Origin of the sequence: Lysinibacillus sp. 2017 (assembly GCF_003073375.1) — a bacterium.
Taxonomy (GTDB): Bacteria; Bacillota; Bacilli; order Bacillales_A; family Planococcaceae; genus Solibacillus.
Genome location: NZ_CP029002.1, coordinates 519,038 through 541,833, shown reverse-complemented (window position 1 = coordinate 541,833; position 22,796 = coordinate 519,038). Strand labels below are relative to the sequence as shown.

The following is a 22,796-nucleotide window of genomic DNA, read 5'->3' as shown; positions in this document are numbered from 1 at the left end:
TCCACCGACTAAGTGTCATATGAGCAACAATCACGATGCGTATCCTCCCGTGAGTTTCGCCTTCGCAATCATTAAGTGTTGGAATAATTCCTCATTGCGGCTAGCTAATGCCTCATCAATGAGATGCGCCAAGTTGGTTTCCTCGAGCTCACGAACAATGCCTTCCACTTCCTCATTGAACTCATACACTTCTTTTTGCACTGCTGGCTTCACATGTGTTGAAACATTTTCGATAAGTGGCATTAAATGTTCATGTACGTTCGATACTAATAGTAATTGGTACAATGGTAAACGCACGAAACGATTGCCGCGTTGGAATACAAACACCTCAGATAAATTTTCGACCTGCATCGTATTTAAATCCACAATCATTTCCTTACCTTCAATCGGAATGAAATGGAAAATTTCTTCATCCTTCGTAATTGAAAAATATTGATACGCAAAGACTAAACGTAATTTCGTCCCTGAAATTTTTGTGTAAAAGGGTTTCATAAATTGAACTTGAATCATGTGAATTCCTCCTTTATAAGCTTTTAATTCTTTCGCTCTATTTTTACTTTATGCCAAAAGTCCCTATTATATAGCTAATCGGAAATCATTTTTCTCCAATCACGCGCGCTATTTGTGCCAATCACATCAAATTAATATTTAATAATAGTTTCCCCATACTTTCAACATTTCAAACTTCCAAATGCATCCTTTATCGATTGGAAATCCATCCTTAAAATGTGTAAGGAAATAAATAGCGTTACATAATACGTTTCATTTAACCGTTTTCATATTATAATGGAGAGAACGACTTTTTTAGGAGGGATCATGGTGAGTTTAACGTTTGCGGAAGTAAGCCGCCCCCATCAGGAATTTATACAAAATACGTTGAATGCATTTGAACAACAACTGCATCCTTCTTCAAAGGAAGATGCCGAGCTTGTAACACGTGCGATGTTTTCGGTACGCAATCAAGCGGTTAGAATGCGAAATTATTCACCGTTCAACCAGATTTTAACTTGCCAAATACAAGACGTTCGCCTTGCGGAAGTGACGATCAACTTCCCGCGCAAACAAATTAGCTGTAGCTGTCCGCAAGCAAAAATGTGCCGTCATCAACTAGCGGTCATCTTTAAGCTTTCACAGTACTTTCTTTCCCTACAGGATTGGGCAACGAAATGGCGTTCGAAAAAAACAATTCCACTTCAATCATTAGCCGCTAATCGCAGTCCCGAAAATTGGCAGCGTATGGTGGATGAAGTGATGAACTATACATTTAAAGATAATCGTCCCATCGAAGGATTTTTAATCGCTTCGTTCATGGACAATTCAAGATTAAAATTACAGCGCCAGCGACCATTTGAGCGTGAATGGCAAGATCTGTTTGATTTATTTATCGAAGTGGCGATGCTCAAGCGTTTATACACGCATTCGATTCAGACGAAAATGCCGCTTGAAGGCAACTACTTCGGCTACTATTTGGACAATACCTTCACCCGTATGTGGCAGGCAATGAATGAGTTAAGCAATACGAAACGATTATTTGCAGCGGAGCCATTTATCGATGCCTTGCAGGAAAATATACGGGCAATTGCACTTATGGAAAAAGGTTCGCCCCATCACCGTCTAACGTTTTACGTGAAATTTTGGATGGAGTTGTTGAATGATCCAAAGCGTGCGACAAAAGAGTTAGCCCTTTTAGAATCGATGAGTGATCTGCAGTCGGATATTGATTTGACGACGGTTAAAATTGTGCATTACCTGTTATTAGATGCAAAAACTGCATTTGAGCAGGCGCTTGAAGAAATGACACTTCTTAATATAGAGGCCTATATTGAAATTGCTCAGTTTGCATTGATACATGGGTACGCACTGTATGCGGAAGACATTTTGAAAAAAGCATTGCCATTACTTCCGCTATTTATACAGGAAAATCTTTCCCCTGTTCGTCGTCAAAAATTTACACGTCTGCTTCATACATTATATGCACAAGTACCGTTATCGGAAACGGACGAAATGACCTTATATGCCGCTTTTGGAAAATACGGCATTGATTCGTTTTCAGATTATTTACTAAGAAACGAACGCTACTATGATTGGGTGGCACTGCACCAGCTCTACCCTTCTTCAATTTCCTACTTAGACCAGTGTGGACTAAAGGATGTCATAGCGAGCGCTCCAGAAGCCGCTTTACCGTTATATCATTTTTATGCGGTTGATGAGATTAAGCAAAAATCTCGTCAAAATTATAAACAAGCGGTGCGCATTTGGCGTTCGATGAAATCTGCTGCAAAAAAATCTGGTAAGCTCGATTATTTCGCAGCGTATATGGAAGCCGTGCAGCAGCAATACAAACGTCTTCGCGCATTACAAGAAGAAATTAATAAAAGTAATTTACTCATATAACTAAAGCTAAAGTGCCCGTTCACGATGAATTTATAATTTCCTTAACCATAAAAAATATGAAAAAACAAAGTAGGAGGTGAATTTGCGTTTTTACGCAAAAGATGATGCAAACATTATTTCAAACGAAATCCCCTTTTCTAAAAGTAATTCGCGTTCAAATTTCAGAGCATCGAGCTGGACTTTACCGTCTAACTGCGTACAATCAGCAAGATTTAATCGTTCCCCCTGCTGCTTGGGCGCCTACGCTGTTCTTTAACTTTGAACCGAATTTTTATGGGCTAATGACCAATCTGGAAGAACGCGATTTAATCATTTCAAGTTCGGATTTACTGGATGTGCTGTCCCCTTCGTTTAAGCATCCATTTTTAGATTTCGAAGCGGTGAATGACGAAACGACACAGCGATTTGATGAGCTTCGTGAGGCATTACCTTTATGGAATGCGCCGACGTTATGGCAACGAGCAACACTTACCGAAGACAGCTTCTCATTAGGTCATCCGCTTTTACAACAAGCCGCAGAACAGAAACTCGCAAATGCAGGGCTCTCTAAAGTAGAGGCACTGTCGCTCATTCCGTTTTTCCAAAATGGCGGCTGGCCGATGCAAACGTCACGTTCCTTTGACGGCGTGAAAATGGCCCTTCGTTTAAGCGAGCCAGAAGAGAAGCAACAAAATTGGATTTTAGAAACGGTCTTAACAGGGGCAGGCTCTGTTAAACACTGGACCCCTGCTGTTGGGAAACGAAAATTCGGGATTGCAGAGGCATTACCGAAAAAATGGTTATCTGCAGCGAGTGAAATCGAGCAAGCACAACTTCAAATTGTCGATTTAATTCAATTAGATGCAAATGGCGCGCAATTTATTCGTGTGGAATTTTCAGATGATGAGGTGCGTTCATTTTTACGTCATGATTTAGTGAAGCTCCAAGCGATGGGCTTTGAAGTCATTTTACCTGCTTGGTTAAAGGAATTAAAGCAATCGAAAATGAAAGTCCGTGTGAGTGCGAATAGCCAATCAGCACGTAGTGTGGCGGGGCTTGATGACATACTGACGTTCAAATGGCAGTTTTCTATGAATGGTGAAAGTATTTCTGCAGAAGCATTTAAAAAACTCGTGGAGGAAAAGCGTGAGTTTGTCCGCATTGGCACAGAATGGTTCCGCATTGATGCTGACTGGTTACATGACATGAAGGAATTAATGGAGCAAGCCGAAGAGGAAAATTGGACGGTGAAGGATCTACTGTTCCGTGAGCTGCCTGAGACATTGACAGCACCTATAGAGGAAGATGACTTTAATGATGCCGAGCGCGACGATCCGTTATTTGCATTTGAAATGCAGCAATCACTTAAAGTATATATCGAACAGTTACAAAACAAAAAAGGCTTACCTGCTGTAACGGTACCGCCTAAATTACATGCCGAGCTTCGTCCGTATCAACAAGAGGGCTTTGAATGGCTCGTCTTTATGCGTGAGCAAAAGTTCGGTGCTTGTTTAGCCGATGATATGGGACTTGGTAAAACGGTACAGCTGATTACGTACTTACTCTATACAGCCTATGCCTTACAGGAAACGAAGCCTTCAATCATCGTTTGTCCGACTTCTGTAGTCGGCAACTGGCAAAAAGAGTTAGAGCGTTTTGCTCCTGATTTAAACGTCTATACACATTACGGTTCACGCCGTTATAAGGGTGAGGAGTTAACAAGCTATTTAGCAAATGAACAGCCTCACATCATTTTGACGACGTACGGCATGGTCACACAGGATGCGGATGAACTCCAGCAAATCAACTGGTCTACCATCGCCCTTGATGAGGCGCAAAATATAAAAAATATGCATACACAGCAATCGCGTTCCATTCGTAAGTTAAAGGGTCTCCATCATATCGCGTTAACAGGGACACCTGTAGAAAACCGTTTATCGGAGCTGTGGGCGATCTTTGATTTTATTCATAAAGGCTATTTAGGTAGCTTTGGGAAGTTCTCAGAGCAGTATATCACTCCAATTGAGCGCGATGAATCGGAGTCCCATAAGCAGGTTTTACGTGCGAAAATTCAGCCGTTCTTGCTACGTCGTTCGAAGCGTGATCCAGAGCTACAACTGAACTTACCTGATAAGCAGGAGTCACATGAGTTTTGTGCCCTTACTACCGAGCAAGCCGCGCTTTATGAAGGCTATATTCAAGATACATTAGCGCAGCTTGAAGAGCTATCAGGCTTTGAGAAAAAAGGACGCATTTTAAAAATGCTCAATAAATTAAAGCAGTTATGTAATCATCCCGCACTGTATTTAAAAGAGCCATTTGAGGATGCCTCTTCCATGGTAAATCGTTCCGTGAAATTAAAACGCATTATTGAAATTTCAAAGGAAATCATTGATAGCAAGGAGCAATGTTTAATCTTCACTCAGTACATTGGGATGGGGAATTTAATTCAGCATTGCTTATCGGAACTTTATGATATTGATGTGCCGTTTTTAACAGGTAGCATGCCTAAGCATCAACGTGACCGATTAGTTGATAGCTTCCAGGCTGGTGAATTCCCTGTATTTTTATTATCGCTTAAAGCAGGTGGTACAGGGTTAAACTTAACAGCGGCCAATCATGTGTTGCATGCCGATCGTTGGTGGAATCCTGCAGTTGAAAACCAAGCAACAGACCGTGCTTACCGTATCGGACAAACGCAATTCGTTCAAGTGCATAAGTTCGTGACCATTGGGACAGTTGAAGAAAAAATCGATAAAATGATTACGATGAAATCGGCATTATCAGAAGAACTAATCCAATCAAGTAAGTGGTTAACAGAGCTTGACGATATGGAATTAATGGACTTAATGCTACTAGATACATCGAATTTAAAATAAGAGGAAAGAGTCTACTTTTACGCCATGAAGTAGACTCTTTTGCTTACTTCACCTTTATTCAATGATTTAGGATTGTTGTTTGCTTCATGTGCTCGATTCATAAAGCAAACGGAAATTATTTTTCCTACTATGCGGTCTGCAGTAGCTAAAAAACGTCGCTCGAGTGGCTGAGAACTTTTTAAGTCATTTGTTCAGGTAATACAAAATCTGCGGGAATGGTTTGCATAGGGTTTTCTAGAGGTTCTGTGCTCGTTGTTTGATTTGGGGATTTTAATGCATAAAATCGGACAGCTTCAACAACGACTTCTGTTGTATACACTTTTTGATTTTCACGATTGATGTAGGAACCAGTTTGAATTCGACCATTTACGCCAATTAATGAGCCTTTCCCGCAATATTTCACGATATGCTCTGCTAACTTTCCATGCATTACACAATAGATAAAGTCTGTATCCACCATACCCTGGCTATTTTTAAATCCTCGGTTAATAGCAATCGTAAAGCTCGTTTGATTTCGCTCCTCAGACAGCTGTCGAAGTGCGGGATCTTTTGTGATTCTACCGACAAGTCCGACTTGATTCATTCTCATGACCTCCCTTCCTTTAAGATGCTTTTATCGTAATAGGAAGCTGGCTTTTAGTGCAAAACTAGAAAAGAGACAATTTGAACCCTTTTAGCGATTGAAAAAATGAATTTTAAGTCCATTATTTTTAAGTATTTGCGGACAGATGATGGACGTAAAGGCTGTGTCTCATGTGAATTTTCTCAGAAAGTTATTCTTACTTACTCACTAAAATCAGCTGCAATATTACCGATTTCGCTATTTTTATATGGTATACTAAAATCACTTACAATTGATGAATTGGGGGCCAAGTTACGTTGAAAACCTTTAAAATGCTTTCTTTTGACTTGTTTTACGAAGGGAAAATACAGAATTTCCCTCTAATCGATGGCATCATCATTAACCAAGAAAATAGCCATAAAATGTGGATTTTAGAACTTTATATATCCGTACAATACCGCGATTTCTTCAATAAACTGATTGTCTCTGGTGAAGTGGTCGATGCCCGGGCCGTTATTTCATTACCAGACAATGAGCCCGCGCCTTTTTCGGTCGTCGCCCATTCGATTACAGACGTCGATGGCAATATTTCGGTGCTATTAAAAGGTCGCTTAATGGCTCAGCGCAAAAAGTATGCTGAGCAATTACTTTCACAGCTACTCGAAAAAGGCTTACGTAACGACGAACTGCTCGAGGCTTTCGAACAAGGGATGCGTGAACGTCCAACGCTCGAGCAACGCAATGAAAAATTAGAAAATCACCAAATAACGAAATAATAAAAACTCAGCTGAGTAGTGCTACTCAGCTGAGTTCTTTTTTAATGATTGTCTACATTATCATTGTCTAACGATCATTGTCGTCAATGATGCCGTCCTGGTTGCTGCTTGGTGTGCCAGGTGAAGTGACGCCGTTTTCACCGTTCTGACCACTTGTACCATTTGGCGTGTTCACCCCATTATCTACAGTCCCGTCATTTACTGTACCGGGCTGACTTGGTATTTCGCCATTATTCATACCATTTGTCCCATTTGTACCATTTGTCCCATTTGTTCCATTTGTTCCATTTGGATCAACGGTATCCACTGTATCGTCAATGGCATCTCGTGTATTGTCCGCGGCATCTTTGACCCCGTTTTCTACGTCTCCCATCGGTGTATTGTCGTTGTTGGCGTTATCATCATCGTTATTACACCCAGCTAAAAACATCAGAGACATACTTGTTACGAAAAGCACTGATTTCCACATAAAAAAATCCCTCCTTTTCTTTTGTGAAATATGTTCAACCACCTAAGTGATCGTACATAGATTGCCCGAGAAAGGAAGGATCTATCCTGATTTAGAAAAACATATTTGCACCAAAAAAGTGCGAAATAATGCCTTTCTTTCATGTGGATTTCATTAAAAACCAATGATTTCTATCCACTAAAAATTTTGCTATTTTAATTTATCTTTTAAAAGCTGCTCTACATAAGCTGCTTCTGCTTTGCAATCAAAGTTGTAGTCTGTGCCAAGTTGTTTTTGTAATTGCGCAATTTCTTTAACCTGTTTTTCTGTTGGTTCTTCATTTAAAATTTTTGCAATTACTTCATCAATTTTTTTTGCAATTTCTTCATGAAATTCTGTGCTCAATAAAATCTCTTGTGGTACTTTATCGATCCAAGCAGCATTATCTTTAAAATAATTTTGCCAGAATGCCATAAAGTCTTCCATTGAAAATTTATCTTCATTCCAACCAATGCTCGCTAAATACGCTTCAAACGATGTTGAGATTGATCGTGTAATACTAATTTTTACGCCTGAAGACAGTTGCTTATACATCTATTTTAAAACCTCCTACGTTTAAAGCCAAACTTCGCTCATTGTTTCTTGATTCTATTCAACCTTTATATTTTATAATCTTTAACACTTAATTGCAAATTCCGTCATTTTGGCTGTTCTGGACCGACCGCAAATAGAATTTCACAACTACATACTAACTCGCCATCCACAGTTGCCGTGCCGCGCCCTTTACCCATTTGACCGCGCAGTTTCAAAAATTCTACTTCTAGCGTCAATTGATCCCCTGGTACAACTTGACGTTTAAATCGGCAATTATCAATGCCCGTTAAAAATACGAGACGCCCTTTATATTCTGGTGCCTTCAGTAAGGCTACCCCACCAACTTGTGCAAGTGCTTCCACAATTAAAACACCTGGCATCACTGGATATCCTGGAAAATGTCCATTGAAAAACGGCTCGTTAATCGAAACATTTTTTAAACCAACCGCTCGCTTTCCTTCATCTAGTTCTAAAATTCGATCGACTAATAGAAATGGATAACGATGTGGTAAAATCCCTTGAATTTGTTCAGCGTTTAACATAAAACTCCCCCTTTGTTACAACTGTTTGATCCGTATGTACTCGTTTAATTTACTATACTAAGTGCGTAAAAAGCGCCTTGAAAAAAGACGCTTTTACTTTTTGCCGTTCATAATATCTAGTAGATGCTGCCAAGTGCCCCATTTTAGTGCGTCTTTAGCTTGTCCATCTCCGAGAGAACTATAGCCTATTGTTAATCCCACTGCTGCGATAACAATCCATAAAATAATAACGAGAATAACACGGAGCCAAATGGGAATGATACGGAGCTGAACCCAGCGAATTGGCTGATCCGTTTTAGGTTCAGAGTCCTTGGGGTCCCTTAATCTACGTCTCGTTTTTTTAGCTGGTGTTTCTGGTACAGCTCGTTCAAACTCATTTGTCATAAACTTTTCTCCCTTATCAAAAAGCCTGTTAGCGAATGCCGTTGATTAATCCAAGCATTTGGTCAGCAATTGTAACCGCGCGTGCGTTAAATTGATAAGAACGCTGTGCTTGAATTAAGTTTGTCATTTCTTGTGATAAATCAACATTTGACATTTCTAGAGCGCCTTTTTGGATACCCACTTGACGATTTGCCCCTTGTAAATTCGTTAAAATTTCTGCCTCTGTGTAGCCTAATTCGTCAAGGTTTTGTGGTAACCCAATATATGTACCACCATTAAGACTTTCCATTACTTGCGGCTTTTGCAATGATGTAATCCCTAATTGGAAGTTTTGTTGTTGACCATTTGGATAATTAGCAACTAATGTACCATCTGAATTCATCGTAAACTCTTTTACATTGTCTGGGAATGTAATGGCTTGACCGTTTGCATCTGCTACTGGATAGCCGTCACTATTCACAAGTGAAACGATCCCTGGCTCTGTTGGCGTTACGTAGAAAGCACCGTTACGCGTATAGGCTGTCTTTGTTTGGCCAGATTCATCCGTCATTAATACATTGAAATACTGATTTTTTGTCGTTAACGCAAAGTCTAAATCACGTTCTGTCATTTGAATAGAGCCTTGTGCTTGATTCGATTGAATTTGACCAATCTGTGCACCCACGCCATAGCGAATACCGACTGGTGTTTGACGGACAGTTTTATCGTATTTATCGTTGTTGAACTGTTGATACAGCATTTCATTAAAATTTGCTTGTTGTGCTTTATACCCGTGAGTATTGCTGTTTGCGATATTCGTACTAATATTGTCTAATTGCTTTTGAACTTCCGACAGCGTATTCGTCGCCGTAATCATTGTACGTAGCATGCGCGTACCTCCTTATTATCTGGTGTAAGAAGATGAAAACTAACTAATTATGCCCCTGCTTAATAGGGAGCAAAATTAATTAGTTAACTCGGCCAATTTCGTTAACTGCTTTGTCCATGCTCTTATCATATGTTTGTAACACTTTTTGATTTGCTTCAAATGCACGGTAAGCTGTTAAAAGTTCTGTCATTGCTTTTGAAGCATCAACGTTAGAGCCTTCTAAGTATTGCTGTTGCATCGAAAATTGAACGCCTGCTTGTCCATAAGCGCTTGGTAATGCAGCGCCATCAATTGTGTTGTAAAGTCCGTTGTCTTGCTTTACAAGTACATCTGGGTTTGTAGAGAACGCAACGCCTAATGAACCAACTTGTACATTATTTTCATCAAAAATCGCACCTTCTGAACTAATGCGAATGTTGTCGTTGTTAAGTTGTAGACGTTCCCCGTTCGCACCTAATACATAGAGACCTTGTGAATTGACTAAGTTGCCTTGTCCATCCATTGTAAAGTTCCCGTTTCGTGTATAGCTTTCTGTACCGTTTTCATTTTGTAAACGGAAGAAAGTCGTGCCTGCATTGCCTGATGTTGCATCTGTTGGCATTGAATTATTAATTAATGCCACGTCTGTTGTTAAGCCTGTTGAGTAAATTGTCCCTTGCGTTTGATCTGGCATCGTTTCTTGTAAATAGACACCTGCATTTAACGCGCCGACTGGTGATAACTTCTTCAGTGCAAAGCCATTTTCAGTTGGGATTGTTGTTGAATTTACCGCTGACATTAACATATCTGGAAATGAACGAATTGTTGTTTGATCTGATTTAAAGCCTGGTGTATTGGCATTTGCCATGTTATTTGTTAAAATTTCAGTTTTACGTTGCTGAGCGACCATTCCTGTAGCAACCGTATAAAATCCTTTAAACATTTGCTTCACCTCGAATTACTTTATATTTATATAATATCGGTAGAAATGACTTAAATGTTAGAAAGTTACTAAAGTGATATTGCGAGATAAACACAAACTACTTCATACTCACAGCGCGATCGATATTATCTAACATAATCCCTGTTCCAATAGCGACACAGTCCATCGGATTTTCTGCGATGAATACCGGTACTTTTAGCTCTTCAATTAATAACTGGTCCATACCGTGTAATAGCGCACCGCCACCTGTAATAATAACCCCGCGATCAATAATGTCCGCTGATAATTCTGGTGGTGTTTTTTCTAATACTGTTTTCGCCGCTTCTACAATCATGCTAACGGATTCTCGTAAAGCCAGTTCAATTTCCTCAGAGTGAATTTCGATTGTGCGTGGCAAGCCAGTCACCATATCACGACCACGAATCTCCATTGATTCTTTACGTCCACCTGGGAATACCGTACCGATTGTTATTTTAATATTTTCAGAAGTACGCTCACCGATTAATAGCTTGTATTCTTTTTTTATGTATTGCAAGATGTCATTGTCGAATACGTCCCCTGCGACTTTAATCGATTCACTTGTTACGATATCACCCATTGATAAAACCGCTACGTCTGTTGTACCGCCACCAATATCTACAACCATGTTGCCGCTCGGTTGGAAAATGTCCATCCCAGCCCCGATTGCCGCTACTTTTGGTTCTTCTTCTAAATACACTTTTTTGCCGCCTGATTTTTCAGCCGCTTCACGAATCGCCTTTTGCTCCACGCTTGTAATATTTGTTGGACAGCAAATTAATATACGTGGCTTTGATAAAAAGCCTTTGACATCTAATTTATTAATGAAATGCTTTAGCATCGCCTCAGTCACTTCAAAGTCGGCAATTACACCATCTTTTAATGGACGAATTGCAACGATATTTCCTGGTGTACGTCCCACCATTTGACGTGCCTCTTCACCTACAGCAAGCACTCTTCCTGACTTTTTATCAATTGCCACAACAGATGGCTCATTTAAAACAATGCCTTTACCCTTTACATGAATGAGCACGTTTGCAGTACCTAAGTCAATTCCAATATCTTTCGAAAACATGTTTATATTCTCCTTCCACCGATTCCAACATGTATACGTATCCTAGTCTATCTTAATCTAATTTATTTTATCATAAAGGATAGTTAATTACATCTATATTTATGGAAAGGATTTTCCTTTATCATCGTTTTCTAATCAGAGCAATTTTTTGTGCATTTAGTCGAAAAAGCATTCAGATGCTAAGATTAGACATCTAAATGCTTTTTTTGAAATTGCTTGGTCATCCATTTTTTACGAGTGGCTTCCCCTCCTCGTAAATGACGAATTGATTTATTGTACGCTAACACTTGCTGAACTTGATTTGCGAGTGGTTCATTTACTTGTTTTAAGCGTTCTGTTAAGTCTTTGTGTACGGTACTTTTTGAAAATCCAGTTCTAACAGCAAGTGCACGCACCGTTTCTCCGGTCTCAATCAACTGTTCTCCCAATCGAACGCAGCGCTGCCGAATATGTTCGTGCACGTTCTCTCCCTCTCTACCCGATATAAAAAGAGCTTCTTGTTATGCTTCACCTTATGATTGAAGCGCTCCTTTTATTCGAATGAAATGAAGAGTCGTTAGAATGATAAATATTTCGCTGGATTCACAAGGACTCCTTGGTCAAGTAATTCAAAGTGTAAATGAACGCCTGCTGATGGATTCGATTCATTTTCCTGTGATGTGGCAATTTGCTCGCCTTGTGATACTTGATCCCCTTCTTTAATAAGGACATCTGCAACAGAGCTGTAACGCGTTTGCATGCCATTCGGGTGGTCAATCGTAATTGTATTCCCCGTGAAAACATCCATTTTCACTTTAGAAACGGTTCCACTCATGGCGGCTACTACTTCAAAGGGCTCGCTATTCATCGCGATGGTAACACCTGTAGACGTCGTAAACACTTGATTGAAAACAAGTAATGAGTTTTCGCGTGTCGCTTCATCCGCACTCACGTCATAGAAATTTTGTAACAGCGTCACTTCGCTTAAATATTCCTCTTTGAATGGATACTTTAACGATTCTTGCTTTGTCGATGTTGATATTAAATTTTGCTCTTGCACAGGTGCTTGTTCTAATACACTTTCTTCTTGCTGGTTCTTGTACAATTCATTGAAACTAAAAATAACAGCTACAATCATGACAACCATACTGCTATAAATGACCGGCCAAAACCATGGTCTTTGCATAAATGGTTTTTGAGAAGGACTTTGTTTATCTTCTCTCATCTTCATCACCTCAAAAGGAAGTCTGTACCCTTTTTAGTGAAAATAAACATCGTTAGTCAGAAATTTCTTGTCGCTCACAAAAATCTACCTCTTCCAGTACGGTTCCTGGATAATAATGCGCTAAAATTTGCTCGGCTGTTTGACCACTTTGCCCCATCGTATTCGCACCGTGCTGACTCATACCTACCCCATGTCCATAGCCATAGGTTGTAATCGTCACACCATTTGCTGACCATTGCCAGTCAAAATTTGTTGAACGCAAACTGAGTAGCTCTCGAAATTCTCTACCAGTCCACGTTTTCCCGTTTAAACGTACCTTAGCAACTCTACCTGTACTATTTCGCAGTAACTCTATTTTTTTATAACTATTTGCTTTGAAAGATTGCTTTAAAAGGTTGTTTAATTGTTGAAATGAAAAGAGTGTGGGTTGCTTTGGCTGCGCTTCTGGTGAGGAGACAGTTTGAAGATAAGGAATGCCATTTCCGCTATAATTTTCAGCAGATTCTGTCATCGTTTGTGAAGCGGAATGAAACATTGCTGTAATAAGTTGATCGTTATACGTTACTACGAGATTTGCAGATTCTTGAACGGCTTGTGCTAATTTACCTTCATTTGTTTTAAAAGCGGTTTGCCATTTTTGTTGACGTTCTTCCGTCGTTTGAAACACTTGATGTGCAGTCGTCGCTTTAATTTCTTTCGTACCATATTCCGTCTGTTTTAACGCATACGTCCTTGCAGCAATCGCCTGTGCTTTTAATGCTTCCTCATGAAAACTTACAGGCATTTCCCCTGCAAGGACCCCTATTAAATAGTCATCTAACTTAATTTGTTGTCCGTTTACCGTTATTAATAATGTACAACTTTCTTTAAGTACCTGTGGTTCTGTTTTCTCTGTTTTCCCTTTTTTCACAAAATAGAGTGGCAGCAAAAATAAGAGGATACAAACAATGCATAATAGAATTTTTTTCATAGCACATTGTATGATAGCAATTCAAAAAAATTCTAGAAAACAAAAAAACATCCGAAAAGATAAACTCTTCTCGGATGCTAGTAGACAAATCTATTAAGCTGTAACAGTACTTTCTTGAACTACTGTTTTTTCTGAATCAATACGTTCAATCGTTGCACCGAGAGAAGCTAATTTTTTATGGAAATCGACATAGCCACGATCTAAGTGATGAAGTTTCGTTACACGCGTTATTCCATTTGATACTAAACCAGTAAGAATAAGTGCTGCTGCTGCGCGTAAGTCCGTTGCAGATACTTCTGCCCCTTGTAACGCTTTACGGCCTTCAATGAAAACAGAACGTCCTTCGATTTTTGCATCGGCATTCATACGACGGAATTCTTCAACATGCATAAAACGATTTTCAAATACTGTTTCTGTGATGATACTTGTGCCTTCTGCTGTTAACATTAACGCCATCATTTGAGATTGCATATCTGTCGGGAAACCAGGGTGTGGCATCGTTTTAATATCCACCGCTTTTAATGGGTCGTTTGCACGCACACGAACGCCTTCGCCTTCTTCAATCACTTCAACGCCCATTTCACGCATTTTAGCGATTAATGCCGTCATATGTTCAGGTACTGCATTTTCGATGAATACATCCCCACGTGTAATTGCTGCAGCTACCATAAATGTACCTGCTTCAATACGGTCTGGAATAATATAATGTTCGCAACCTTTTAACTCTTTTACACCTTCAATACGAATCGTATCTGTACCAGCACCGATTACTCGGCCACCCATTGCATTGATGAAGTTTGCTAAATCCACAATTTCAGGTTCTTTTGCTGCGTTTTCAATAACTGTCGTACCTTTTGCAAGAGCGGCTGCTGTCATAATATTTTCTGTTGCGCCCACACTTGGGAAATCTAAGTAAATTTCAGCGCCTTTAAGCTCTTCTTTTACTTTTGCTTCAACATAACCATGACCAAATGAGATTTCTGCACCCATAGCTTCAAAACCTTTTAAGTGTAATTCAATTGGACGTGAACCAATTGCACAACCACCTGGTAAAGCAACACGAGCAAAACCATTTCGTGCTAACAATGAACCCATAACTAAAATTGACGCACGCATTTTACTTACGAACTCAAATTGAGCTTCACTTGAAAGTTCCATTGACGTATCAATGATCATTTCATTTTTTTCGACATTATATTCAATAATTGCATTTAAGCTTTTCAATACTTCACTAATTGTTTTTACATCTGCTAAATTGGGCACATCTTTAATAATATTTTTATCTTTTGAAGCTAATAGAGATGCAGCTAAAATAGGTAACACAGCATTTTTGGCACCTTCAACACGTACAGTACCTTTAAGCTTTTGGCCCCCAGTAACAATAATTCTCTCCACAATTCGTCCCTCCGAATTCGATTCATCTATCCTAATTAATTAGTTCAATTTATTTTAAATTTCATTTGACTTCGATTTTCACACACAAAGACCATGTTACATCGTCTAGAGCTTTAATACAAGCACCAAAAACATTATTTTAAGCTAAATTTGTTGGAATTGCTATAATTTTATATTACGCAGCACAAGTATTTAATGTGAATAAACAAAAATCCTCAAAAAGTGTCATTCCTAAATAACTACCCACATTAGGAAAAACTGTAAACGTATATAATTTCCTAGGAAATTTTCATTTCTTGTAGCGATAAACAAGACTTTGTTCTCCCCCTACAAAAAATAAATAATTTGTATATTTTCCTATCTAGTTAAAGATGTAGGGAATCGTTTGAGACCAAGTTAGGAAGTTAATAAAGAAATCAGCCACAGCTGAACCAATAACGATACTTATTAAAACAAAGAACAACTGGATTTGAAAGGTTCTCCCCTTTTTAAATAACTGCTCGATCCGAAGACCTTGTAGCGCATAGAATGAAATACCTATAAAAATAATATAAGCTAATACATTTGTAATTGCTTGTTGACCTGCTTGAACAAAAAGATCCATTAAACTTCTTCCTTTCTTTTTCTATTTAAAAAAGCGAGCAGATTGCTCTGCCCGCTTAAGATGAAACTTAGATATTACCCTCTTGAACGTTGATACGATTCAACGCACGTTTTAACGCTAGTTCAGCACGTTGGAAATCGACGTCATCTTGTTTCTTTTGAAGGCGACCTTCAGCACGAACTAAAGCTTCTTTAGCACGTGCAACATCGATTGAAGAAGCAACTTCAGAAGAAGGAGCTAAAATCGAAATTTTATCAGGACGTACTTCAATGAAACCACCGCTAATTGCTGCAACTTCAGTAGTACCATCTGCTTTTTTAAGCTTCACTGCACCAATAGCAAGTGGAGCAACCATAGGAATATGGCCAGCTAAGACACCAATTTCACCTGAAGTTGTTTTAGCGATAACCATCGTTACCTCTGAATCGTATACTGGGCCGTCGGGAGTGACAATATTGACTGTAACTGTCTTCATATGTTTTCCTCCTCGTCAGCTAATTAAACTTGTACGCCCATATCTTTAGCTTTCGCTACTACTTCATCAATAGAACCAACTAAACGGAAAGCATCTTCTGGTAAGTGATCCCATTTGCCTTCAAGGATTTCCTTGAATGAACGAATAGTTTCTTTAACAGGTACATAAGAACCTTTTTGACCAGTGAATTGTTCCGCTACGTGGAAGTTTTGAGATAAGAAGAACTGGATACGACGAGCACGTTCAACTGTTTGTTTATCTTCATCAGATAATTCATCCATACCTAAGATAGCAATGATATCTTGTAATTCACGGTAACGTTGGATTGTACGTTGCACAGTTGTTGCAATTGCATAGTGTTCTTTACCAACGATTTCAGGTGATAATGCACGAGAAGTCGAAGCTAATGGATCTACCGCTGGATAGATACCCATTTCAGAAAGTTTACGCTCAAGGTTAGTTGTTGCATCTAAGTGGGCGAAAGTTGTAGCCGGAGCCGGGTCAGTATAGTCATCGGCTGGTACGTAAATCGCTTGAATAGAAGTTACAGAACCTTTTGTTGTAGATGTAATACGTTCTTGTAAACGACCCATTTCTGTAGCAAGTGTTGGTTGGTAACCTACTGCTGATGGCATACGACCTAAAAGGGCAGAAACCTCAGAACCTGCTTGAGTGAAACGGAAGATGTTGTCGATGAATAATAGTACGTCAGCACCATCTTCATCACGGAAGTATTCTGCCATTGTTAAACCAGTTAAAGCTACACGCATACGTGCGCCTGGTGGTTCGTTCATTTGACCGAATACCATCGCTGTTTGTTTGATTACGCCTGAATCAGTCATTTCGAAGAATAGGTCATTACCCTCACGAGTACGTTCACCTACACCAGCGAATACTGAGATACCAGCGTGTTCTTGTGCGATGTTATTGATTAATTCTTGGATTAATACTGTTTTACCTACACCGGCACCACCGAATAGACCGATTTTACCACCTTTAATGTAAGGAGCTAATAAGTCTACAACTTTGATACCTGTTTCAAGGATTTCTACAGAAGTTGATAATTGATCGAATGTTGGTGCTTCACGGTGAATTGAATTACGAGTAACATCAGCTGGAATTTCTTCACCTAAGTCGATAACTTCACCAAGTACGTTAAATACGCGACCTAGTGTAGCTTTACCAACTGGTACTGAGATTGGTGCTCCTGAGTTTGTTACTTCTGCTCCACGTTGTAAACCATCAGTAGATGACATAGCAATCGTACGAACAGAATCGTCACCTAAATGTAGCGCTACTTCTAAAGCTAAAGTAGTTGGAGCTTCATTTGGACGTTCAATTGTAACTGTTAAAGCGTTATAAATTGCAGGTAATTGACCATTAGCAAACTTAACGTCTACTACTGGACCCATTACTTGAAGAACTTGTCCTTTGTTCATTACTGAGTACCCTCCTATCGTATTCTTATACGACGTCGGACAGAGCTTGCACCTATTCTAAAGCTGCAGCTCCGCCAACGATTTCTGTAATTTCTTGTGTAATCGCCGCTTGACGTGCACGGTTATATTGTAGAGAAAGATCTGCAATAAGGTCGTTCGCATTGTCTGTAGCGTTTTTCATTGCTGTCATACGCGCTGAATGTTCACTTGCTTTTCCGTCTAATATAGCGCCGTAAATTAAGCTTTCCGCATATTGTGGAAGTAATACTTCTAAAATTGCTTCGCCAGATGGCTCGAATTCATAAGAAGCATTGCTTGATGTAGGTGTAATATCAGTTAAAGGAAGAACCTTTTTCACAGTCACTTCGTTTGCGATTGCAGATACGAAGTGATTGTAATACATATGAAGTTCATCATACGTACCATCAATGAACATACCAACAGCATTACGAGCGATTTCTTTAATATCAGCAAATGATGGTTGGTCTGGTAGAGCAACTACATCTGCGATAACATTATGATCACGTTTTACAAAGTAATCACGAACCATACGACCAACAGCTAAAATCACGTATTCGTCTTTTGAGTTATGACGAGCGTTGATTGTTGCTTGAACCTCACGTAGAATGCTTGAGTTATAAGCACCTGCTAAACCACGGTCAGAACCAATTACTAAGTAAGCTGTTTTCTTAACAGGACGAGAAGTTAGCATTGGATGCCCACTGTCTTTTGTACCTGAAGCGATTGAGCCTACTACTTCTTGAATCTTTTCCATGTAAGGAACGTAAGACTTAGCGTTTTGCTCTGCACGACGTAACTTTGAAGAAGAAACCATCTGCATTGCTTTCGTAATTTGTTTTGTTGACTTTGTAGAGTTAATACGACCTTTAATTTCGCGTAAATTTACCACTGGTATTTCACCACCTTTTGATTTTTATCAAGTTCTAAAAAAAAGAGTTGTTCAGCTTTTCACGCGCCGTTTTATAAACGTGCATGAAAAGCCAATCAATTCTTACTCAGATTTAGCGAAAGATTTTTTGAACTCTTTAAGAGCTTCTACATACTCTGCATCTGGAGCAAGTTCTTTTGTTGTACGAACGTGATCTAAAACGTTTGTGTGGTTTGTATCTAACCAACTTAAGAATTCACCTTCAAAACGAACGATATCTTGTACTGGAATATCATCTAAGTGACCTTTAGTTAATGCATAAAGGATTGCTACTTGTTTTTCAACTTTAAGTGGTTTGTTTAAGTCTTGTTTTAAAACTTCAACTGTACGTTTACCACGCTCTAATTTAGCAAGTGTGATTGCGTCTAAGTCAGATCCAAATTGAGCGAATGACTCTAACTCACGGAATGCTGCTAAGTCAAGACGTAATGTACCAGCTACTTTTTTCATTGCTTTGATTTGAGCAGAACCACCTACACGTGATACTGATAAACCAGCGTTGATTGCTGGACGTACACCAGAGTTGAATAAGTCAGATTGTAAGAAGATTTGACCATCTGTAATCGAAATTACGTTTGTTGGAATGTAAGCAGCGATATCGCCAGCTTGAGTTTCAACGAATGGTAAAGCTGTGATAGAACCACAGTTATAAGTTTCATTTAACTTCGCAGCACGCTCAAGTAGACGGCTGTGTAAGTAGAATACATCACCAGGGTATGCTTCACGACCTGGAGGACGTTTTAATAGTAATGAAAGTTCACGGTAAGCTGATGCTTGTTTAGATAAGTCATCATACACGATTAAAACGTGCTTACCTTGTAACATGAATTCTTCTGCCATTGAGATACCTGCAAATGGAGCTAGGTATAATAATGGAGCTGGTTGTGATGCAGATGCAGTCACAACGATTGTGTATTCTAATGCGCCATGTTTACGTAAAGTTTCAACTACACCACGTACAGTTGATTCTTTTTGACCGATAGCAACATAGATACAGATCATGTTTTCGCCTTGTTGGTTTAAAATTGCATCGATAGCTACCGATGTTTTACCAACTTGACGGTCACCGATGATTAACTCACGTTGACCACGACCGATTGGTACTAAAGCGTCAATCGCTTTGATACCAGTTTGTAATGGTTCATGTACTGATTTACGAGCCATTACACCGAAAGCTGGGCTTTCGATTGGACGAGTTTTTGTTGTGTTGATTGGACCTAATCCATCCACTGGCATACCAAGTGGGTTTACAACACGACCAATTAGTTCTTCACCAACTGGTACTTCCATAATACGACCTGTACGACGAACTTCATCGCCTTCTTTGATGCCTAGGTAGTCTCCTAAAATTACGATACCAACGTTACCTGATTCTAGGTTTTGTGCCATACCCATAACACCGTTTGAGAACTCTAAAAGCTCTCCAGCCATGGCGTTGTCGAGGCCATGAGCACGAGCGATACCGTCACCAACAGTGATAACTGTACCTACTTCGCTTACTTGTAATTCCGATTGATAACCTTCAATCTGCTGTTTAATCAGACTGCTGATTTCTTCAGCTTTGATGCCCATGTATGTTCACCTCTCACATTTCTTAAGATTTAGCCAACTAATACTCGTTTTAAGTCCTCTAGCTTAGAAGCTACAGTGCTGTCGAAGATGTAGTTGCCGATTTGAACGCGTACGCCACCAATTAATGACGCATCGATAATGTTTGTAATGTTAAGTTGCTTTTTGCCAACTAATTTACTGAAAGCAGCAGAAATTTCTGCACGCTCTTCAGCAGTTAATTCACGCGTAGAGTATACTTTTGCATCTGCAGAACCTTGAGAAGCTGCTGCTAATGCTTGGAACTGTTCAACTACAGCCGATAATTCGTTTAAACGTTTCTTTTCAATTAAGAATTGAACCGCATTTATTAAAATCGGTTGTGCACCAGTTAAAAGTTGCGCTACAAGCTCTTTCTTACGGTCAGCAGAGATTTTTGGAGCGTTTAGTAATGCCATAAACTCATCGTTTGAAGCTAATACTTTTTTAAGCTCTTGGAAATCTGCACCTACTTCAGTAAGAACATTTTGTTTTAAAGCTAATTCGAAAATTGCTTGTGCATAGCGATTAGCTACAGTCGTTTGACTCATTTCGCTTCGCCTGCCTTCGCAATCGTTTCTTTAATTAATGCGCTATTGTCTGCTTCAGAAATTTCTTTCCCAAGAACTTTAGACGCAGCAAGTACTGATAATGAAACGACTTCTTCACGAACAGCCATAATTGCTTTTTCTTTTTCTGCTTCGATATCACGAACAGCAGACTCTTTTAAGCGGTTTGCTTCAGCGCGGGCAACAGAAACGATTTCCTCGCGAGATGCTTCGCCTTGCTTTTTAGCACCTTCGATAATCGATTGTGCTTCCGTGCGAGCTTCTTTTAGAAGACTTTTTTGTTCTTCTAATAGTGCTTGTGTTTCTTTTTTTGCTTTTTCAGCTGCATCGATACCAGTTGCTACTAATTCTTCACGTTCACGCATGATGCCCATTAATGGACCCCAAGCGAACTTTTTAAGAAGTACCATTAAAACTAAGAAGATAAATAAAGTTGCAATGATATCACCACCGTTAAGCTTTTCAGCACCTGAACCAAGTACAAGATAATCTAAAAACACGATTGTTTCACTCCCTTCAAGAACTTTGAGATCTAATGAATCTATAATGTGTATTACTTTAATTTCAAGTTGAAAAGTCGTAATAAAAGGGAGAAACCCTTGTTAATACAAAAGGAATGGCGAAGGCTTTTATTAAGAAGTCTACTCCGCCACTAAGAATAATCTTTTACAGATTATTTGTTCATTACGATGAATGCTACTACTACTGCGATGATCGGTAATGCTTCTACTAATGCAACCCCGATGAACATTGTAGTTTGTAAAACGCCACGTGCTTCTGGTTGACGAGCGATACCTTCTACTGTTTTAGAAACGATTAAACCGTTACCAATACCTGCACCTAGTGCTGCTAAACCGATTGCGATTGCTGCTGCTAATAAACCTACTGAACCTACCATTTGATAATATCCTCCTTGGATTTGTAATTTTTTTTTGTTTCAAATTGCCTCATTACGATGAATGTGGAATTTTATAATTAATGGTCTGCACTCACTTTGTGAGCCATATAAACCATCGTTAACATAGTGAAAATGAAAGCTTGGATAAACCCGATGAAAATCGAGAACCCTTGCCATGCCATCATTGGAATGATCGCACCTACGAAGCCAAAAATACTTGCTCCGGCTAAACCGCCAAGTAAGCCTAATAAAATCTCACCGGCATAAATGTTACCGTAAAGACGTAGACCAAGAGTTAACGTGTTGGCAAACTCTTCGATAATCTTTAATGGGAACATGAATGACATTGGTTTAAAGAATGTTTTCGTATATCCGCCAGTACCTTGCATTTTCACACCGTAATACTGAGTTAATACTAGAACTAATGTTGCTAATGTCATTGTAACAACTGGATCGGCTGTTGGTGATTTCCACCATAAGTCACCGTTCACAACGATACCACCTAATGGTAACCCAAGTAAGTTCGAAACTGCAATGAACATGATTAATGTGATACCTAAAACGTGGAAGCGTCCACCAGTTTTCCAGTCCATGTTGCTCTTAATAATTCCCTTCACGAAATCCATAATCCATTCCATAAAGTTTTGCATACCAGTCGGCTTTAATGCTAATTTACGCGTAGCAATAAACGCGATTAAAAATACGATGATAGCGGATACAGTAAGAGTTAACAATGTACCTCCGTTGAATGTTAGCACCATAAAGCCTAAATTCAAATCAAACTCTGGAGCTGTATGATCCATTTCTTCATTCACCTCTCTTTCAAATGCACACTAATGGCTTTTAGAATGATGTACGATTCTTTCTACTACTAAAAAGATGTACGGAATCATTAGTCCAATGACCGTGCTTATTAAGTGAAAATATTGTGGCAACGATATTGCGATTGCGACTGCGGCAACACCTGATCCAAAACGTAGTACCGTACCTATAGATGCTACTTTTTTCCCCTCACTTATGGAGCGGTCAAATTTCTCCATACGTCGAACCAATATCCAAAAGTTATACGTACCAAAGAACGCACCCAGGGCAATACCAGCAAATACGGATTCATATGGTGAAAATCCCCAGCCTAACGCACAAACAGCAAGCAAAAAAAATAACGCTTTCTTCTGCATTGCAAAAATGTGATGCAAATCTAGCATTGGCATTTAATCTCCTGAAACATTTTTTCGAGTAAAGAAAGCGTTCATCGACCATTAAGT

At 39.3% G+C, this 22,796-nt stretch carries 26 protein-coding genes; 3 read left to right on the top strand and 23 right to left on the bottom strand.

Annotated elements, in window-relative coordinates; genetic code table 11:
* Nucleotides 1–30 precede the first annotated feature (30 nt).
* The gene (locus DCE79_RS02500; protein ID WP_108711553.1) at nucleotides 31–510 is read right to left on the bottom strand and encodes an IDEAL domain-containing protein; all 480 of its coding nucleotides are present in this window, start codon (nucleotides 508–510) and stop codon (nucleotides 31–33) included.
* A 309-nt stretch (nucleotides 511–819) separates the two neighbouring features.
* On the opposite strand from DCE79_RS02500, the gene DCE79_RS02495 reads away from it, so the two are divergent.
* Both DCE79_RS02495 and DCE79_RS02490 read left to right on the top strand, forming a co-directional pair.
* Nucleotides 820–2,394 carry an SWIM zinc finger family protein gene (locus DCE79_RS02495; protein WP_108711552.1) on the top strand — a complete coding sequence of 525 codons (1,575 nt, stop codon included), beginning with the start codon at nucleotides 820–822 and terminating at the stop codon, nucleotides 2,392–2,394.
* A 101-nt stretch (nucleotides 2,395–2,495) separates the two neighbouring features.
* The gene (locus tag DCE79_RS02490; RefSeq protein WP_369916794.1) at nucleotides 2,496–5,252 is read left to right on the top strand and encodes a DEAD/DEAH box helicase; all 2,757 of its coding nucleotides are present in this window, start codon (nucleotides 2,496–2,498) and stop codon (nucleotides 5,250–5,252) included.
* Nucleotides 5,253–5,430: 178 nt separating this feature from the next.
* Here the strand turns inward: DCE79_RS02490 and DCE79_RS02485 are convergent, their stop codons facing one another.
* Nucleotides 5,431–5,835: a single-stranded DNA-binding protein gene (locus DCE79_RS02485; RefSeq protein WP_108711551.1), complete on the bottom strand. Its 405-nt coding sequence runs from the start codon at nucleotides 5,833–5,835 to the stop codon at nucleotides 5,431–5,433.
* Between the two features lie 296 nt (nucleotides 5,836–6,131).
* On the opposite strand from DCE79_RS02485, the gene DCE79_RS02480 reads away from it, so the two are divergent.
* Nucleotides 6,132–6,590, top strand: a complete 459-nt coding sequence (locus DCE79_RS02480) for a YwpF family protein (RefSeq protein ID WP_108711550.1) — start codon at nucleotides 6,132–6,134, stop codon at nucleotides 6,588–6,590.
* Nucleotides 6,591–6,657: 67 nt separating this feature from the next.
* Here the strand turns inward: DCE79_RS02480 and DCE79_RS02475 are convergent, their stop codons facing one another.
* The 21 genes from DCE79_RS02475 to DCE79_RS02375 form a co-directional block, all read right to left on the bottom strand.
* Nucleotides 6,658–7,059, bottom strand: a complete 402-nt coding sequence (locus tag DCE79_RS02475; protein WP_234417314.1) for a hypothetical protein — start codon at nucleotides 7,057–7,059, stop codon at nucleotides 6,658–6,660.
* Nucleotides 7,060–7,248: 189 nt separating this feature from the next.
* Nucleotides 7,249–7,632 (bottom strand): hypothetical protein, encoded by a 384-nt coding sequence (locus tag DCE79_RS02470; protein ID WP_108711549.1) that lies wholly within the window; start codon nucleotides 7,630–7,632, stop codon nucleotides 7,249–7,251.
* Nucleotides 7,633–7,736: 104 nt separating this feature from the next.
* On the bottom strand, nucleotides 7,737–8,174 hold the full coding sequence (gene fabZ / locus DCE79_RS02465; protein ID WP_108711548.1) for a 3-hydroxyacyl-ACP dehydratase FabZ: 438 nt from the start codon (nucleotides 8,172–8,174) through the stop codon (nucleotides 7,737–7,739).
* A 93-nt stretch (nucleotides 8,175–8,267) separates the two neighbouring features.
* Complete coding sequence (locus DCE79_RS02460) at nucleotides 8,268–8,558, bottom strand: DNA-directed RNA polymerase subunit beta (protein ID WP_108711547.1); 291 nt, start codon at nucleotides 8,556–8,558, stop codon at nucleotides 8,268–8,270.
* Nucleotides 8,559–8,586: 28 nt separating this feature from the next.
* A complete protein-coding gene (locus tag DCE79_RS02455; protein ID WP_108711546.1) occupies nucleotides 8,587–9,426 on the bottom strand; it encodes a flagellar hook-basal body protein in 840 nt (279 codons plus the stop codon).
* Nucleotides 9,427–9,505: 79 nt separating this feature from the next.
* A complete protein-coding gene (locus DCE79_RS02450) occupies nucleotides 9,506–10,348 on the bottom strand; it encodes a flagellar hook-basal body protein (RefSeq protein ID WP_108711545.1) in 843 nt (280 codons plus the stop codon).
* 97 nt (nucleotides 10,349–10,445) lie between these two features.
* A complete protein-coding gene (locus DCE79_RS02445) occupies nucleotides 10,446–11,441 on the bottom strand; it encodes a rod shape-determining protein (RefSeq protein WP_108711544.1) in 996 nt (331 codons plus the stop codon).
* A 185-nt stretch (nucleotides 11,442–11,626) separates the two neighbouring features.
* Nucleotides 11,627–11,902 (bottom strand): sporulation transcriptional regulator SpoIIID, encoded by a 276-nt coding sequence (locus tag DCE79_RS02440; RefSeq protein ID WP_108711543.1) that lies wholly within the window; start codon nucleotides 11,900–11,902, stop codon nucleotides 11,627–11,629.
* A 95-nt stretch (nucleotides 11,903–11,997) separates the two neighbouring features.
* Complete coding sequence (locus DCE79_RS02435) at nucleotides 11,998–12,645, bottom strand: M23 family metallopeptidase (protein WP_108711542.1); 648 nt, start codon at nucleotides 12,643–12,645, stop codon at nucleotides 11,998–12,000.
* A gap of 52 nt (nucleotides 12,646–12,697) precedes the next feature.
* Nucleotides 12,698–13,555 carry a stage II sporulation protein D gene (spoIID, locus tag DCE79_RS02430; RefSeq protein ID WP_159083036.1) on the bottom strand — a complete coding sequence of 286 codons (858 nt, stop codon included), beginning with the start codon at nucleotides 13,553–13,555 and terminating at the stop codon, nucleotides 12,698–12,700.
* 153 nt (nucleotides 13,556–13,708) lie between these two features.
* Nucleotides 13,709–15,010: a UDP-N-acetylglucosamine 1-carboxyvinyltransferase gene (gene murA, locus DCE79_RS02425; RefSeq protein WP_108711540.1), complete on the bottom strand. Its 1,302-nt coding sequence runs from the start codon at nucleotides 15,008–15,010 to the stop codon at nucleotides 13,709–13,711.
* A 361-nt stretch (nucleotides 15,011–15,371) separates the two neighbouring features.
* Nucleotides 15,372–15,614: a DUF1146 family protein gene (locus tag DCE79_RS02420; RefSeq protein ID WP_108711539.1), complete on the bottom strand. Its 243-nt coding sequence runs from the start codon at nucleotides 15,612–15,614 to the stop codon at nucleotides 15,372–15,374.
* Between the two features lie 67 nt (nucleotides 15,615–15,681).
* On the bottom strand, nucleotides 15,682–16,089 hold the full coding sequence (locus DCE79_RS02415; RefSeq protein ID WP_108711538.1) for a F0F1 ATP synthase subunit epsilon: 408 nt from the start codon (nucleotides 16,087–16,089) through the stop codon (nucleotides 15,682–15,684).
* Between the two features lie 23 nt (nucleotides 16,090–16,112).
* On the bottom strand, nucleotides 16,113–17,528 hold the full coding sequence (gene atpD, locus DCE79_RS02410) for a F0F1 ATP synthase subunit beta (protein WP_108711537.1): 1,416 nt from the start codon (nucleotides 17,526–17,528) through the stop codon (nucleotides 16,113–16,115).
* 52 nt (nucleotides 17,529–17,580) lie between these two features.
* Nucleotides 17,581–18,438, bottom strand: a complete 858-nt coding sequence (atpG, locus tag DCE79_RS02405; RefSeq protein WP_108711536.1) for an ATP synthase F1 subunit gamma — start codon at nucleotides 18,436–18,438, stop codon at nucleotides 17,581–17,583.
* Nucleotides 18,439–18,540: 102 nt separating this feature from the next.
* Nucleotides 18,541–20,049 carry a F0F1 ATP synthase subunit alpha gene (gene atpA / locus DCE79_RS02400; protein WP_108711535.1) on the bottom strand — a complete coding sequence of 503 codons (1,509 nt, stop codon included), beginning with the start codon at nucleotides 20,047–20,049 and terminating at the stop codon, nucleotides 18,541–18,543.
* Between the two features lie 29 nt (nucleotides 20,050–20,078).
* Entirely contained in the window at nucleotides 20,079–20,615 is a 537-nt protein-coding gene (locus DCE79_RS02395; RefSeq protein WP_108711534.1) for a F0F1 ATP synthase subunit delta, read from the bottom strand.
* On the bottom strand, nucleotides 20,612–21,133 hold the full coding sequence (atpF, locus tag DCE79_RS02390; protein ID WP_108711533.1) for a F0F1 ATP synthase subunit B: 522 nt from the start codon (nucleotides 21,131–21,133) through the stop codon (nucleotides 20,612–20,614). The genes DCE79_RS02395 and atpF overlap by 4 nt, the downstream gene beginning before the upstream one ends.
* A 173-nt stretch (nucleotides 21,134–21,306) precedes the next feature.
* Nucleotides 21,307–21,531: a F0F1 ATP synthase subunit C gene (atpE, locus tag DCE79_RS02385; RefSeq protein WP_108711532.1), complete on the bottom strand. Its 225-nt coding sequence runs from the start codon at nucleotides 21,529–21,531 to the stop codon at nucleotides 21,307–21,309.
* 77 nt (nucleotides 21,532–21,608) lie between these two features.
* Nucleotides 21,609–22,334: a F0F1 ATP synthase subunit A gene (atpB, locus tag DCE79_RS02380; protein ID WP_108711531.1), complete on the bottom strand. Its 726-nt coding sequence runs from the start codon at nucleotides 22,332–22,334 to the stop codon at nucleotides 21,609–21,611.
* A gap of 30 nt (nucleotides 22,335–22,364) precedes the next feature.
* Nucleotides 22,365–22,736 (bottom strand): ATP synthase subunit I, encoded by a 372-nt coding sequence (locus DCE79_RS02375; RefSeq protein ID WP_108711530.1) that lies wholly within the window; start codon nucleotides 22,734–22,736, stop codon nucleotides 22,365–22,367.
* Nucleotides 22,737–22,796 lie beyond the last annotated feature (60 nt).